Raw genomic sequence first — 13,644 nt, forward strand, 5'->3', positions numbered from 1 at the left:
GATATTTCCTGTCTATCCCTATAATCAGTCGCTTTACTTCACCCTATCCGGATTCTTCGCTATAAAATCCTTCCAGCTATTATAACCTTTTTCCATTGCCGGGCGTCCCATTTGCAGAAAATGACAATAGGCTGCTGCCAGTCCGTCCGTTGCATCCATAAAAGTAGGCATATCTTCTTTCGAAAACCGCAGCATCCGCTGTAACATATCCGCCACCTGTTCCTTGGATGCCTGCCCGTTTCCGGTGATAGCCATCTTTATCTTCAAAGGAGCATATTCCGTAATCGGAATATCCCGGCTCAATGCTACTGCCATCGCTACCCCCTGTGCACGGCCCAACTTCAACATCGACTGTACATTCTTACCGAAGAAAGGCGCTTCAATAGCCAGCTCATCAGGCAGATAACTTTCAATAATACTCAATACCCGTTCATGGATATAACGAAGTTTCAGATAGTGGTTGGCAAATTTACGCAAGTCGATAATCCCCATCGCAATCATTTCGGGCTTGGTTCCTTTCACTCTTAGAACACCATATCCCATGATTGTCGTACCTGGGTCAATCCCCAGGATTATCTTTTCCTTTACCGGTTGAATCACTCTATCACCTCCATCAAGGTCGGAAACCCGATCACTTTATCTTTAAATATCTTTGCCAGTTCGTCATTCAAGCGCATTCCCTGTTCCAGATGCCAACGATGCAGCAATCCGCTACTTTCCACCTCCCATTGCAGAGAGTACGCACTTCCTTCTTCCCGATGACTCAATATCCGGCAAATGCGCGGTGCCTTTAAAGTACCGTGTTTCTGTACTTCAGGGATATAGCTTTCTTTTATCCAAATCATGAAATTGTCGTGAACATCATCGTCCACTTGAAAAGTTGTATTATAAATCAGCATATCTTAAATTTCAAACTAATTATTTACCGCAAACATAGCAATAATTTCAGAATAATGCATTATATTTGCACCAACAAAAAGGATTCGTTTACAAACGTTATCATATAAAGTACAAAAGGGGCGTTAGCTCATCTGGCTAGAGCGTAACACTGGCAGTGTTAAGGTGATCGGTTCGAGTCCGATACGCTCCACAACCATTCAATCAGGGTTCTGTTTTCAGAACCCTTTTCTTCTTCTAAAAGCTATTTCATATTTTATAGGGTCACGGATCAGTAGAAAAATAGTGGAGATAAATTTTGTCTTAATCTGAAAAATCGGAGAAGAGTTTGAAAATTTGAGTAATGTGCTTCAAGGTAGCCTATCCCCCAAATAGTTCGTTTCCATACGGTAAGGCACCCAATAATATGTATATGAATTGTTCGATCCGGTACTGAAGCAATCCGAATCCTCCTACTAATTACAGTCAAATCTCCCACTAACTATTAAAAAGAAAAACCGCCTTCAGCCTTCAGTTCTTCACCAAAGTCCCTGCTCATCGGCGTTTGAGCCTGAAAGCACTCCTGAAAGCGAATGTATATAACTCCGGCTCCTTCTATACTTATTTCCAACAGAGGCTCTATTATAGCAAAACAGAGCCTGCATTTCATGGTAACAGAGCCTCTGTTATAACCAAACAGAGCCTGCATTTCACCTCACAACAGATAGTTCTACCGGCAAGTCTGAAAAAGCTGAAAGCGCTGAAAGCACTATCCCTTGCCTACAATACCTTCCTGCAAGGGTCAATATGTTCCGCCTTCAGCCGCTATCTCCTTCTGGCAAAGCGTTTGCGGAAAAAACTGAAACCGCTGAAAGCAGATTATAGTATGAAAATTCAAGATGATATATGAGTAGGGCTATATTAATGCCGGAATTAAATTGTTTAGGACTATACATGGAATGGCGGACAGAAAATTCCTTCTTTGCTGAATTGCGAAGAGTCGGCTCTATCCCCACTAAATTTCTACTGTGCCCGAAAATCCTCTTTCATCCTATCACCGTCTTCCCGGAACTCCCTATTCATCGTATTTACAGAGCGATGATAGGTTGCTGTTAATCTGTCACCTATCACCGCCTATTTTTTGAAAGCCCGATTTGTTTCAAGATGTTTCAATTGCTTGAAACAAAGGGTCATTTTCGGTACATATCAGCAACAAAGATATAAATTATTTCGATGGTTCGTAATAAAATTATATCTTTGCACGGTTTTTACCAAGAAACTGAATAACAATACATCAAAAATATGATAGCTAAGATTGAACAACTTCTGAAAGAGGTGGAAGCCTTACACGCCTCCAATGCCGAAGAACTCGAAGCTCTCCGCATCAAGTACTTAAGTAAGAAGGGAGCCATTAACGACTTAATGGCAGATTTCCGTAATGTAGCTGCCGAACAGAAAAAAGAAGTCGGCATGAGACTGAATGAACTGAAAACCAAAGCTCAGGACAAAATCAACGCGCTGAAAGAAATGTTTGAAAGTCAAGACAATGATTGTGACGGACTGGATTTGACGCGTTCGGCTTATCCCGTGAAGCTCGGTACACGCCATCCGCTCACCATTGTAAAGAACGAAATCATCGATATCTTTGCCCGTTTAGGATTCAGCATTGCCGAAGGTCCGGAAATTGAAGATGACTGGCATGTATTCTCGGCACTGAACTTTGCCGAAGACCATCCTGCACGCGACATGCAGGACACGTTCTTTATCGAAGCTCACCCCGACGTAGTATTGCGTACACATACTTCTTCCGTACAGACCCGTGTAATGGAAACCTCACAACCTCCTATCCGCATCATCTGTCCGGGACGTGTATATCGTAACGAGGCAATCAGCTATCGCGCACACTGTTTCTTCCATCAGGTGGAAGCGCTGTATGTGGACAAAAACGTATCGTTCACCGACTTAAAACAAGTATTGTTGCTTTTCGCTAAAGAGATGTTCGGTGCTGACACAAAGATTCGCCTACGCCCGTCTTACTTCCCGTTCACCGAACCCAGTGCGGAAATGGACATCAGCTGTAATATCTGCGGCGGTAAAGGTTGTCCGTTCTGTAAACACACCGGCTGGGTAGAAATCCTCGGTTGCGGTATGGTAGACCCGAACGTACTTGAATCGAACGGTATAGACAGCAAAGTATACAGCGGTTACGCTCTCGGTATGGGTATCGAACGTATCACAAACCTGAAATACCAGGTGAAAGATCTCCGTATGTTCTCAGAAAACGATACGCGCTTCTTAAAAGAATTCGAAGCAGCATATTAATAATGTGCTAAATTTACCAGTATGCCAATGTTCCCCATACAACCGTCGGACGGTGATCGGGACATTGGCATATTCATCGACAGACCAATCAGACCAAACGCCCCGGTTTCCAGCTAACGCGAATCAGCCGATTAAACGATTATTCATTATGGCAAAGGATAGACTCATTACTCCCGGTTATTGTTTCATCTTGGCAGCCAACTTCCTGCTCTACTTCGGCTTTTGGTTGTTGATTCCTGTTTTGCCGTTCTATTTATCCGAGTTCTTCCAAACTGGAAATTCCACGATTGGCATTGTCCTCTCCTGCTACACGGTAGCCGCTCTCTGCATCCGTCCGTTTTCCGGTTATCTGCTCGACACATTTGCCCGCAAACCTCTTTATTTATTTGCTTACTTCATCTTTATGATGATGTTCGGCGGATATCTAATAGCCGGCTCCCTAACTTTATTTATTATATTCCGAATCATCCATGGCGTCTCTTTCGGAGTGGTTACTGTAGGTGGAAACACAGTAGTAATAGATATCATGCCATCTTCCCGCCGGGGAGAAGGGTTAGGCTATTACGGGCTTACCAACAATACAGCGATGTCCATCGGGCCCATGTTCGGACTGTTCCTGCACGATGCGGGAATCTCTTTTGCTACGATCTTCTGTTATGCATTCGGTTCCTGCATTTTAGGTTTTCTATGTGCAAGTCTGGTAAAAACGCCCTATAAGCCTCCTGTGAAACGGGAACCGATTTCACTCGACCGCTTTATTTTACTGAAAGGATTACCAGCCGGATTTAGCCTGTTGTTACTTTCCATCCCTTACGGAATGACAACCAACTATGTAGCTATGTATGCCCGCCAAATCGGACTGAACACGCAAACCGGATTCTTCTTTACTTTTATGGCTGTCGGCATGGCAATCTCCCGCATCTTTTCGGGGAAACTGGTGGACCGCGGAAAAATAACGCAAGTAATAATAGCCGGATTATACCTGGTTGTTTGCAGTTTCTTCCTGCTTTCAACCTGCGTTTATCTGATTCAATGGAATAATACCGCCTGTACCCTGCTGTTTTTTGGCATCGCATTATTAATGGGCGTCGGGTTTGGCATCATGTTTCCAGCATTTAATACGTTGTTTGTCAATCTCGCCCCTAACAGCCAGCGGGGAACGGCTACTTCCACCTATCTCACCTCCTGGGATGTAGGAATCGGCATCGGTATGCTGACCGGAGGATATATCGCAGAAATAAGTACATTTGACAAGGCCTATCTTTTCGGAGCCTGCCTGACGGTAGTTTCCGCCCTCTATTTCAAACTAAAAGTAACGCCTCATTACCATAAAAACAAGCTACGATGAGAAAGAAAGAACGTTATGAGAAAGTAATCGCCTGGTTTCAGGACAATGTACCTGTAGCCGAAACCGAACTGCATTACAACAATCCGTATGAATTATTGATTGCTGTCATTCTTTCCGCCCAATGTACGGACAAACGGGTTAATATGATTACTCCTCCTTTATATAAAGATTTTCCGACTCCGGAAGCATTGGCAGCCACTACCCCGGAGGTGATTTTCGAATATATACGGAGCGTATCCTACCCGAATAACAAAGCCAAACATCTGGTTGGTATGGCAAAGATGCTGGTGAACGACTTCAACAGCCAGGTACCGGACAATCTGGAAGATCTGGTGAAATTGCCCGGTGTAGGAAGAAAGACTGCCAATGTAATCCAGTCGGTCGTGTTCAACAAGGCAGCAATGGCGGTAGATACCCATGTGTTCCGTGTCAGTCACCGCATCGGACTGGTACCGGATAGTTGTACCACCCCATTCAGCGTAGAAAAAGAACTGGTGAAGAATATTCCGGAAAAGCTGATACCGATTGCTCACCATTGGCTCATCCTGCACGGCCGTTATGTTTGTCAGGCACGCACTCCCAAATGTGACACCTGTGGTTTGCAAATGATGTGCAAATATTTCTGTAACACCTATAAAGTAACAAAAGAGGAATCAAAAGCCTAGAATAAATAACGATTTAATAGCAGGGAACCGAAATAAATAGTAACTTTGCAGTCGTTCTAAACGAAGAATTTTAAAACACTTTTAAATAAAAATAGAGTATTATGCAGACAATTGACAAATTCAATTTTGCCGGTAAAAAGGCATTTGTTCGCGTGGACTTCAATGTACCTCTGGACGAAAACTTCAACATCACAGATGACACTCGTATGCGTGCAGCTCTTCCTACCTTGAAGAAGATCCTGTCAGACGGCGGAAGCATCATCATTGGTTCTCACCTGGGCCGTCCGAAAGGCGTTGCCGATAAATTCTCTTTGAAACATATCATCAAACATCTGTCTGAATTGCTGGGCGTTGAAGTTCAGTTCGCTAACGACTGCATGGGCGAAGAAGCTGCCGTAAAAGCTGCTGCTCTGCAACCGGGAGAAGTGCTGTTGCTCGAAAATCTTCGCTTCTACGCTGAAGAAGAAGGCAAACCTAGGGGTTTGGCTGAAGATGCAACTGACGAAGAAAAAGCTACTGCTAAGAAAGCTGTAAAAGAAAGCCAGAAAGAATTTACCAAGAAATTGGCTTCTTACGCTGACTGCTACATAAACGACGCTTTCGGTACTGCTCACCGTGCACATGCTTCTACAGCATTGATCGCTAAATATTTCGACGTAAACAACAAGATGTTCGGTTACTTGATGGAAAAAGAAGTGAAAGCTGTAGATAAAGTATTAAACGACATCAAACGTCCGTTCACTGCCATCATGGGTGGTTCCAAAGTTTCCTCTAAAATCGAAATCATCGAAAACCTGTTGAACAAGGTAGATAACCTGATCATCGCCGGTGGTATGACTTACACATTCACTAAAGCAATGGGTGGTAAAATCGGTATCTCTATCTGTGAGGACGACAAACTTGACCTGGCTTTGGACTTGATGAAGAAAGCTAAAGAAAAAGGTGTAAATTTGGTATTGGCTGTTGACGCTAAGATTGCTGACGCATTCTCTAACGACGCAAATACTAAATTCTGTGCTGTTGGCGAAATTCCTGACGGATGGGAAGGTCTTGACATCGGTCCTAAAACGGAAGAAATCTTCGCTAACGTAATCAAAGAATCCAAGACTATTCTTTGGAACGGTCCTACAGGGGTATTCGAATTTGACAACTTCACTCACGGCTCACGTGCAGTAGGTGAAGCAATTGTTGAAGCAACCAAGAAAGGTGCCTTCTCACTCGTAGGTGGCGGCGACTCTGTAGCTTGTGTTAACAAGTTCGGTTTGGCTAACGGTGTGTCTTATGTTTCAACCGGTGGTGGCGCATTGCTCGAAGCAATTGAAGGAAAAGTTCTTCCAGGTATTGCAGCTATTCAAGAGTAATTTTTTTGATAAAATAATATGGGGAGGGCAGTTCTTTGTGAAAAGAATTGCCCCTCATTCATCCAAACGAGATATGAAAACCAGCGGATACCCGAAACCTACTCTGGAAAAATCAGATTTACACAACGTATATCCCACAGTATCAACTGCAATCAAAGCACAGTTTCTTCTATGGCATCCTTTTTGTTCTATTACAAATGACATTCTGTTCATGGTGGCTCCAACACCATAAATACACTCCTTTCGAGGGCTTGGAGACGTTTGATCTGGATTGAAAGAAAACAAATAATTAAATAATGATGAACGAAAAAACGATTAATGAACAATACGCATATATACGTACTTTACTTGAAGAAAAAAGACTCAAGGAAGCCTTAATGCAGCTGGAATCTTTGCTATGGCAGTGTCCCGACTGGGAACTGCGAACCCGCCTGGAACAATTGCAGACTTCCTACAAATATATGCTGGAATACATGAAACAGGGAGCTGATGACCCTGAACGGTGGAATTTGTATCAAAAGATGGTAACAGATACTTGGGGAATTGCCGACCAATCACGTCTCCTCATGCTGGATAACGGTTCATCAAGATACTATCATGAGGTACGCCGTACTCCCGAATCGCCAGACTTGTCGAATTACAGCATCAAAACAATATTACACATACTGGAGTCTTTTAATGACGACTTGGCAGTCAGCGGATTATTGTCTGACGAGAAGATGAATGAAGTGCTAAAAAGGCATGAAGACACACTCAAATTCATGTTTATAAGAACATGGACAAACAGTGCGTGGACCCCTCAAGACGAAGAGGATGCAAGTTCCATGCTTGCTTCGGAATTACTTCCGGGAGATGATTTATGCTTGTTTGTCAGTGCCCTCACATTAAGCTTGATGGAATGTTTCGACTTGCGAAAAATAATGTGGTTGCTCAATGCGTACGAACACCCTAACGTCAACGTCAGTCAACGGGCACTGGTAGGTGTAATGATTATCTTCCATATCTACAGAAGCCGCCTTTCTTTCTATCCGGAGCTTATCAAAAGGGTCGGTCTTATGGAGGAAATACCTTCATTTAAAAAAGATGGCGCACGTATTTACCGACAAATGCTATTATGTCAGGAAACAGAAAAGATTGATAAAAAGATGAGGGAAGAGATTATTCCTGAAATGCTGAAGAATGTTTCCTCCATGAAAAATACACGGTTCGGTTTTGAAGAAAATGATGAAGAGAACAATGATATGAATCCGGATTGGGAAGATGCGTTCGAGAAATCCGGCCTGGGGAACAAATTGCGTGAAATGAACGAGTTGCAATTAGAGGGTGCGGATGTATATATGAGCACTTTTGCCGCATTGAAAAATTATCCGTTCTTCCGCGAAGTGCACAACTGGTTTTATCCATTCAGCAAACAGCAGTCCAACGTACTCAAAGCAATGAAGCAGACAGGAGAGCAAGGAGGAAGCCTGTTGGATTTAATCCTTCAATCAGGATTTTTCAGCAATAGCGATAAGTACTCACTCTTTTTCACAATCCATCAATTGCCTAAGTTACAACAGGATATAATGTTAAGTCAGCTGAGCGAACAGCAAGTTTCTGAATTGGCAGAGAAAGCGAATGTTGAGACAATGAAGAAATTCAATGAACGTCCGGGAACGGTCAGCAATCAATACCTGCACGATTTGTACCGTTTCTTCAAACTGAGTGTGCGCAAGAGTGAGTTCAGAGATATTTTTAAAGAGAAGCTCGATCTTCACCATATTCCTGCACTCGACAATATATTGTATGGGGAAGACGTATTGTTCCCCATTGCCGATTTTTATCTATCGAAAGAACGTTGGGACGAGGCTATAGAAATTTATGAAGAACTGGAAAGTATTGGCGGATTCAAAGAGGACGGTGCGGAATATTACCAAAAGTTTGGTTATGCATTACAAAAAAGAAAGAAATATACAGAAGCCATTCAGGCTTATCTGAAGGCAGATACGCTGAAACCGGATAATATCTGGAATAATCGGCATTTGGCTATTTGTTACCGGCTGGACAGAAACTATCAGACAGCACTCACCTATTATAAAAAGGTGGAAGAAGCTGCTCCGGAAGATCCCAACGCGACTTTCTATATCGGCAGTTGCCTGACTGAATTAGGACAATATGAGGAAGCACTGAATTATTTCTTCAAGTTGGATTTCATCGAGAACAATTGCATAAAGGCATGGCGAGGCATCGGTTGGTGTTCATTCATCAGTCAGAAATATGAACAAGCGATGAAGTATTATGAAAAGATTATCGGACAAAAACCGCTTGCCGGTGATTATATGAATGCAGGACATGTTGCCTGGGTAATGGGAGACATTCAGAAGGCTGCTACTTTCTACGGAAAAGCCATTACGGCTAATGGAAACCGGGAAAGATTTCTGGAGATGTTTCATAAAGATAAAGAAGCTCTTCTCGCACAAGGAATTCGAGAAGAGGATATTCCTCTAATGCTGGATTTATTATAGTTTTGCGCTTGTCTTAAGTGAAGAAATGAAATGCTAGACATAGAAAAGAGGATTGTGTCAAAACCGGCACACCCTCTTTTTTATTTTCTATGGCGAATACTTACTCTATTTTTTTCAACTCGTTGTACAGTTTCTGTATGGGAAGTCCCATTATGTTATAGAAGCTACCTGATATTGATTTTACCCCGATGTATCCGATCCACTCCTGAACACCATAAGCTCCAGCCTTATCCATTGGTTGATAGCGGTCGACGTAATAAAGGATTTCGTCTTCCGACAAAACATCAAACAGCACTTCGGAAGAAGCGGTAAAGCTTTTTTGCCATTCAGTAGTAGTTAAACAAACTCCGGTAAAAACCTGATGAGACTTTCCTGAAAGAGCACGAAGCATCTCAATGGCTCCTTCCCTCCCCTCCGGTTTCCCCAAAACTTTTCCATCCAGCCAGACGATGGTATCTGCTGTAACTAACAATTCTCCCGGCTTCATTATAGTACGGTAAGCATCCGCCTTTTCACGAGCAATGTATTCCGGTATTTCAGCACCAACCAATGTATCCGGATATGACTCGTCCACATCCGGTAATGTTCTGACTATATAGTTTACTCCCAGTCCTGACATCAGCTCTTTCCGACGGGGGGAATTGGAAGCTAATATAATCTGATATTTATTTAAGTTGTCAAGCATTGTTTTATTCGCTATTTAACAACGATTATTTGTGATTAAGTTACCAACCGAATGCATCTTCCGCCATCCACAGGCCATGCGCTTTCAGTACTTGCTCCACTACATCACGCCCGCAACCATGTCCTCCGTCTGCATAAGAGACATACTTTGCTACGGATTTCACTTCCGGCACAGCATCTTTCGGACAACACGGAAGTCCGCACTCACGCATCACTTCAACATCAGGAACATCATCCCCCATATAGAGAATTTCATCATCGGTCAATCCATATTTATCACGAAAAACACGGTAATCGTGTATCTTCACGGCAGAGCCCATATACAAGTCCTTCACTCCCAATCCTTCAAAACGGATGCGCACAGCTTCTGTACGACCGCCGGTGATAATAGCTATATGAAGTCCTTTTTTCACAGCCAACTGGATGGCATATCCATCTTTGATATTCACGGTACGCATCGGTTCTCCGGAAGGATGCAAGGGTACAGTTGTCGAACTCAATACTCCGTCCACATCAAAAGCCAAAGCCTTGATACGGGATAAATCATAGTTGATGGTGCTCATGGATACTTTTGCTCATTAATTTATATATTTCCTGCAATGCCGGAGAGTCTACCAACATGGCAAGATGATTACTTATCACATTTTCATCGTAACGAACAGCAGGGCCGGTCTGTGCATCGCATGGCGCCAGTTCGTGTACTTTACGTGCCGTTTCGTCTATCAATGGAAGCATGACATCAAAAGGCAAATTATATTTCTCAAGCAAATCAGCCGCTAACGCATACATGTGATTGGTGAAGTTACAGATAAAAACAGCAGCCAAATGAAGGCTTTTACGTTGCTCGGAAGAAGCTTCATAGACTTTTTCCGAAAGAGTGGAAGCAACAGCCTTCAGCAATTCCACATCTTCCGGCCTCTTCGCTTCAACAAAGAGAGGCACTTCCTGAAAATTGACCTCACGCTGTTTGCTGAATGTCTGCATCGGATAAAAGACTCCGTAACGTTCCGCATACCCTTCCCAAATACTCATCGGAATACTTCCTGCTGTATGCACCCACAAAGACTTTTGTTTTCCTTCTGTTATCTGCGGCAACAAATCTACTAAAGCAGAGTCTTTCAAAGATACGATATATAATCGGGCATCTTTTGAAACCGCCTGTAAATTGGTTGTATATTCAGCTTCTATCTTCTCGGCCAAGGAACGGGCAGATTCTATAGTCCGGCTATATACCTGTACAATACGGAAGCCTTTACGATAGAGAGCTTTCGCCAGATTAGTGGCCAAATTGCCGGCACCGATAAACACAATCGGTGTATCTTCTATACTTCTCTTCATGATTCTCCTACCGTTTTGCAAACCAGAATAAAATGATTCCGATAACAAGAAGTGTCAATGGTAACAGGTATCCGGACAACGAACCCAGCAATGATATTACCAAACCGATATTCATCACCAGCCAAAGCCCAAGCAACACAAGACCCACTGATTTATCACGTTTGAAAATAAGAAAACAAATGGAAGCATACAATAACATATTGTCCTTATTCATCACCCAAGGTAACCCCACGGAAGAGAAATGAATCAGTTTATCAATCAGATAAAGTGCTCCGATAACGATAAAGGTAACAGCAGTAGCCAAATAGGTACCTTTACTGTTATTTGCTTTGGCAGCTCCCATGCTTATTTTCCTCCAAATTTATTAATATGAATTTTCTCCCATTGAAGATTTTCTTCATTGAAAGGTTTACGTTCCATCCCCTTATGTCCGATAGCAATGACAGAAAGAATCTGAAGTTGCAAAGGAATATCCAAAATTCCATGGACAAATTCATCGGAAGGCATTCCGGTAGCAGTGAAACGTTCCCGAACCTGCACCCAGCAACTTCCCAATCCCAAATCTTCAGCCTGCAACTGTATCATGATGGAAGCAATGGCAGCATCTTCAATCCAAACATCACTGGCCAACGGATCGGCCATTACCACAATCGCCAAAGCCGCATCGGCAATAAACGAAGAGGCCTGTTCTTTGCAATGAGACAATTCTTTCAACACCTTTTTATCATCAATTACGATAAACTGCCAACTATTACTGCGTTTGGAAGAAGGGGACATCAAAGCAGCTTTCATCAAGGTAACGACTTGATCTTGTGTCAATTCCTCATCGGTAAACTTCCGCATACTACGACGATTCTTTATCAATTCACTGAAATTCTCCATATTTATTTTCCGGTTTCATTTGATTCATGTATGCAAAGATAATGCAAACCGATCGTAATAGGAAATAAAAGTTTATGCAAAAAAAGAATGATTTCATTCCTATCATACCGGTCATACAATCGTCATTCAAAAAATTTGCTTTTCAATTGAAATACTGTCCTTTCTTCATCTCCAATCATAAAGCAATCTGTTATTCAACACTAAAATCTCCGGTGACAAAAGTGCGAAATAAATTGGGTTAATACACTTTTACCCCTATTCATGCTACAAATTCCACGTTTTTTCTACTTACAGCCAATATTGTCCTAAATAAATTTTGAGCATGAGCTAACTGACTATACTGTTAAGTATAGCCTCGAGAGTTCAAAATCAATCCCCCCTAATCGTTTTCGATGGTTTCGGGAGGTGGTGTAAATGGTTGATCAAGCCATTTTTGGAGGTCGATTTTGGTAAATGTGTTCAGCCGGAGCGTGACCACAAGGTTAGCCAATGCCCATTTGTATCTTGCGATGTGCTTTAGCCATGTCAGAATCAGCATTGTAGTCATAGCAGTCCATATTTGGGTCTCTACGGCATTGCGGGATGTGCCGATAAAGCTCTTGATGCGTAGCAGTTGCTTGAGGTTGCGAAAGAAGATTTCTATGTTCCACCGAGCCTTGTACAGAGCCGCTATGCTTGATGCTGCCAATGTGAAGTTGTTTGTGAGTAACTCAATTTCAAAACCGTGTTCATCGTTCCATACTGCGATGCGACGTAAACGTTTGGGATATTTGGATTTGGCCGCCGAGAGTTCGAACTCGATTATTTCGTCAATAAGTACATTCTGAGCGTGTTTTTCAGGCAAAGGCAACTCCTCTATGGCTTTGTACCGGATATTGTCTTTATGACGCACTACAAAGAACACGTTGCTGCTGTCCCAATTATTCAGCAATGAGTAGTCACAGTAGCCTCGGTCGGCTACTACAATACTATACGGATGTAACTCAATATCAAAAGCAGCTTTGTTGTCGGTGGTTTTGCCATCGGTGATATTCACGAACTCCGGCAAAAGACTGTCATAGTCCAATAGCGTGTGCATCTTGACCGCCCCCTTGGTGGTAGTGTAATGTGCCCAGTCATATATTGACAGAGTCAATGACACCAATGTGGAGTCGAGCAGTTTTATCGGCATCTTGAAACGGAACTTTCTTCGTTGCCATAGGGCTTGCTGTCCGAAATACTGAAACAACGAGTAGAATATGCCGCGAAAAACCGAACTGTCTCGGTTGGCGTTCTGATATGCTACCGTTGACTTGGATGGTGCACGGTTGATTCCCAAATGATTGAGGTTGCCGGTGGCTGATTTCAGCCCGTTTGAGATATCTCTGACTGAATCACATCCTGAGAATTGGCTGAAAATCATGCTAACAAACTGACTCCATGTATTGTAGCCCTTACAATGCTTGTCTGACCCCGAAGATTTTATGATTTTCCTGATATTTTCTTTCGGGAGATGTGATATTACCTGTGCGAAAAGTGTTATATTTGCCATAGGAAGTAGATGAGTTGGTGGCTCGCTACTAAGGTAGTCATTTTACCTTAGTTCTACTTCCTTTTTATTTGTTCCCCCAATTTATTTAGGACAATATTGACTTACAGCAATAAATTATCCTAGAAATATTTGT

At 42.6% G+C, this 13,644-nt stretch carries 14 protein-coding genes, 1 tRNA gene and 1 pseudogene; 8 read left to right on the top strand and 8 right to left on the bottom strand.

Going from position 1 to position 13,644, the window contains the following annotated elements; genetic code table 11:
* Positions 1-33 precede the first annotated feature (33 nt).
* Together ruvC and AB9N12_RS02135 are read right to left on the bottom strand one after the other, a co-directional pair.
* Positions 34-600 (bottom strand): crossover junction endodeoxyribonuclease RuvC, encoded by a 567-nt coding sequence (ruvC, locus tag AB9N12_RS02130; RefSeq protein ID WP_369889294.1) that lies wholly within the window; start codon positions 598-600, stop codon positions 34-36.
* Positions 597-899, bottom strand: coding sequence for a DUF4286 family protein (locus AB9N12_RS02135; RefSeq protein ID WP_369889296.1), 303 nt, complete (start codon positions 897-899; stop codon positions 597-599). Before AB9N12_RS02135 ends, ruvC begins: the two co-directional genes overlap by 4 nt.
* 117 nt (positions 900-1,016) lie before the next feature.
* Between AB9N12_RS02135 and AB9N12_RS02140 the strand changes: the two genes are divergently transcribed.
* The 8 genes and pseudogenes from AB9N12_RS02140 to AB9N12_RS02175 all read left to right on the top strand — a co-directional run bounded on the left by AB9N12_RS02140 (position 1,017) and on the right by AB9N12_RS02175 (position 9,076).
* Positions 1,017-1,090, top strand: a tRNA-Ala gene (locus tag AB9N12_RS02140).
* Positions 1,091-1,441: 351 nt separating this feature from the next.
* Positions 1,442-1,786, top strand: coding sequence for a hypothetical protein (locus AB9N12_RS02145; protein ID WP_369889297.1), 345 nt, complete (start codon positions 1,442-1,444; stop codon positions 1,784-1,786).
* A gap of 392 nt (positions 1,787-2,178) precedes the next feature.
* The gene (gene pheS / locus AB9N12_RS02150; RefSeq protein ID WP_369889299.1) at positions 2,179-3,198 is read left to right on the top strand and encodes a phenylalanine--tRNA ligase subunit alpha; all 1,020 of its coding nucleotides are present in this window, start codon (positions 2,179-2,181) and stop codon (positions 3,196-3,198) included.
* A gap of 148 nt (positions 3,199-3,346) precedes the next feature.
* Positions 3,347-4,546, top strand: coding sequence for an MFS transporter (locus AB9N12_RS02155; protein ID WP_369889301.1), 1,200 nt, complete (start codon positions 3,347-3,349; stop codon positions 4,544-4,546).
* Complete coding sequence (gene nth, locus AB9N12_RS02160) at positions 4,543-5,211, top strand: endonuclease III (protein WP_369889303.1); 669 nt, start codon at positions 4,543-4,545, stop codon at positions 5,209-5,211. The genes AB9N12_RS02155 and nth overlap by 4 nt, the downstream gene beginning before the upstream one ends.
* Before the next feature lie 101 nt (positions 5,212-5,312).
* Entirely contained in the window at positions 5,313-6,572 is a 1,260-nt protein-coding gene (pgk, locus tag AB9N12_RS02165) for a phosphoglycerate kinase (RefSeq protein WP_369889305.1), read from the top strand.
* A 158-nt stretch (positions 6,573-6,730) separates the two neighbouring features.
* Positions 6,731-6,869 (top strand): annotated as a pseudogene (locus AB9N12_RS02170) (DUF418 domain-containing protein); the annotation flags it as partial.
* Positions 6,869-9,076: a tetratricopeptide repeat protein gene (locus tag AB9N12_RS02175; protein ID WP_369889307.1), complete on the top strand. Its 2,208-nt coding sequence runs from the start codon at positions 6,869-6,871 to the stop codon at positions 9,074-9,076. The pseudogene AB9N12_RS02170 and the gene AB9N12_RS02175, both read left to right, overlap by 1 nt.
* A gap of 100 nt (positions 9,077-9,176) precedes the next feature.
* Here AB9N12_RS02175 and AB9N12_RS02180 read toward each other — a convergent pair whose 3' ends face one another.
* From AB9N12_RS02180 to AB9N12_RS02205, 6 genes are all read right to left on the bottom strand, one after another.
* Positions 9,177-9,761, bottom strand: coding sequence for a Maf-like protein (locus tag AB9N12_RS02180; RefSeq protein ID WP_369889308.1), 585 nt, complete (start codon positions 9,759-9,761; stop codon positions 9,177-9,179).
* A gap of 40 nt (positions 9,762-9,801) precedes the next feature.
* A complete protein-coding gene (locus tag AB9N12_RS02185) occupies positions 9,802-10,323 on the bottom strand; it encodes a KdsC family phosphatase (RefSeq protein WP_369889310.1) in 522 nt (173 codons plus the stop codon).
* Entirely contained in the window at positions 10,304-11,098 is a 795-nt protein-coding gene (locus AB9N12_RS02190) for a Rossmann-like and DUF2520 domain-containing protein (protein ID WP_369889312.1), read from the bottom strand. Before AB9N12_RS02190 ends, AB9N12_RS02185 begins: the two co-directional genes overlap by 20 nt.
* 7 nt (positions 11,099-11,105) lie before the next feature.
* Positions 11,106-11,441 (bottom strand): hypothetical protein, encoded by a 336-nt coding sequence (locus tag AB9N12_RS02195; protein WP_369889314.1) that lies wholly within the window; start codon positions 11,439-11,441, stop codon positions 11,106-11,108.
* A 2-nt stretch (positions 11,442-11,443) separates the two neighbouring features.
* The gene (locus AB9N12_RS02200) at positions 11,444-11,980 is read right to left on the bottom strand and encodes a nitroreductase family protein (protein WP_369889315.1); all 537 of its coding nucleotides are present in this window, start codon (positions 11,978-11,980) and stop codon (positions 11,444-11,446) included.
* Between the two features lie 379 nt (positions 11,981-12,359).
* Complete coding sequence (locus AB9N12_RS02205; RefSeq protein WP_369888970.1) at positions 12,360-13,511, bottom strand: IS4 family transposase; 1,152 nt, start codon at positions 13,509-13,511, stop codon at positions 12,360-12,362.
* Between the last annotated feature and the right edge of the window lie 133 nt (positions 13,512-13,644).

It is taken from the genome of Bacteroides sp. AN502(2024) (assembly GCF_041227145.1).
In the GTDB taxonomy this organism is placed as follows: Bacteria; Bacteroidota; Bacteroidia; order Bacteroidales; family Bacteroidaceae; genus Bacteroides.

Bases quoted from the DNA above. Each gene is read 5' to 3' on its own strand.
- AB9N12_RS02205 (WP_369888970.1), bottom strand. From the start codon at position 13,511: ATGGCAAATATAACACTTTTCGCACAGGTAATATCACATCTCCCGAAA.
- AB9N12_RS02200 (WP_369889315.1), bottom strand. From the start codon at position 11,980: ATGGAGAATTTCAGTGAATTGATAAAGAATCGTCGTAGTATGCGGAAG.
- AB9N12_RS02155 (WP_369889301.1), top strand. From the start codon at position 3,347: ATGGCAAAGGATAGACTCATTACTCCCGGTTATTGTTTCATCTTGGCA.
- AB9N12_RS02195 (WP_369889314.1), bottom strand. From the start codon at position 11,441: ATGGGAGCTGCCAAAGCAAATAACAGTAAAGGTACCTATTTGGCTACT.
- AB9N12_RS02190 (WP_369889312.1), bottom strand. From the start codon at position 11,098: ATGAAGAGAAGTATAGAAGATACACCGATTGTGTTTATCGGTGCCGGC.
- AB9N12_RS02135 (WP_369889296.1), bottom strand. From the start codon at position 899: ATGCTGATTTATAATACAACTTTTCAAGTGGACGATGATGTTCACGAC.
- AB9N12_RS02180 (WP_369889308.1), bottom strand. From the start codon at position 9,761: ATGCTTGACAACTTAAATAAATATCAGATTATATTAGCTTCCAATTCC.
- pgk (WP_369889305.1), top strand. From the start codon at position 5,313: ATGCAGACAATTGACAAATTCAATTTTGCCGGTAAAAAGGCATTTGTT.
- AB9N12_RS02175 (WP_369889307.1), top strand. From the start codon at position 6,869: ATGATGAACGAAAAAACGATTAATGAACAATACGCATATATACGTACT.
- nth (WP_369889303.1), top strand. From the start codon at position 4,543: ATGAGAAAGAAAGAACGTTATGAGAAAGTAATCGCCTGGTTTCAGGAC.
- AB9N12_RS02185 (WP_369889310.1), bottom strand. From the start codon at position 10,323: ATGAGCACCATCAACTATGATTTATCCCGTATCAAGGCTTTGGCTTTT.
- pheS (WP_369889299.1), top strand. From the start codon at position 2,179: ATGATAGCTAAGATTGAACAACTTCTGAAAGAGGTGGAAGCCTTACAC.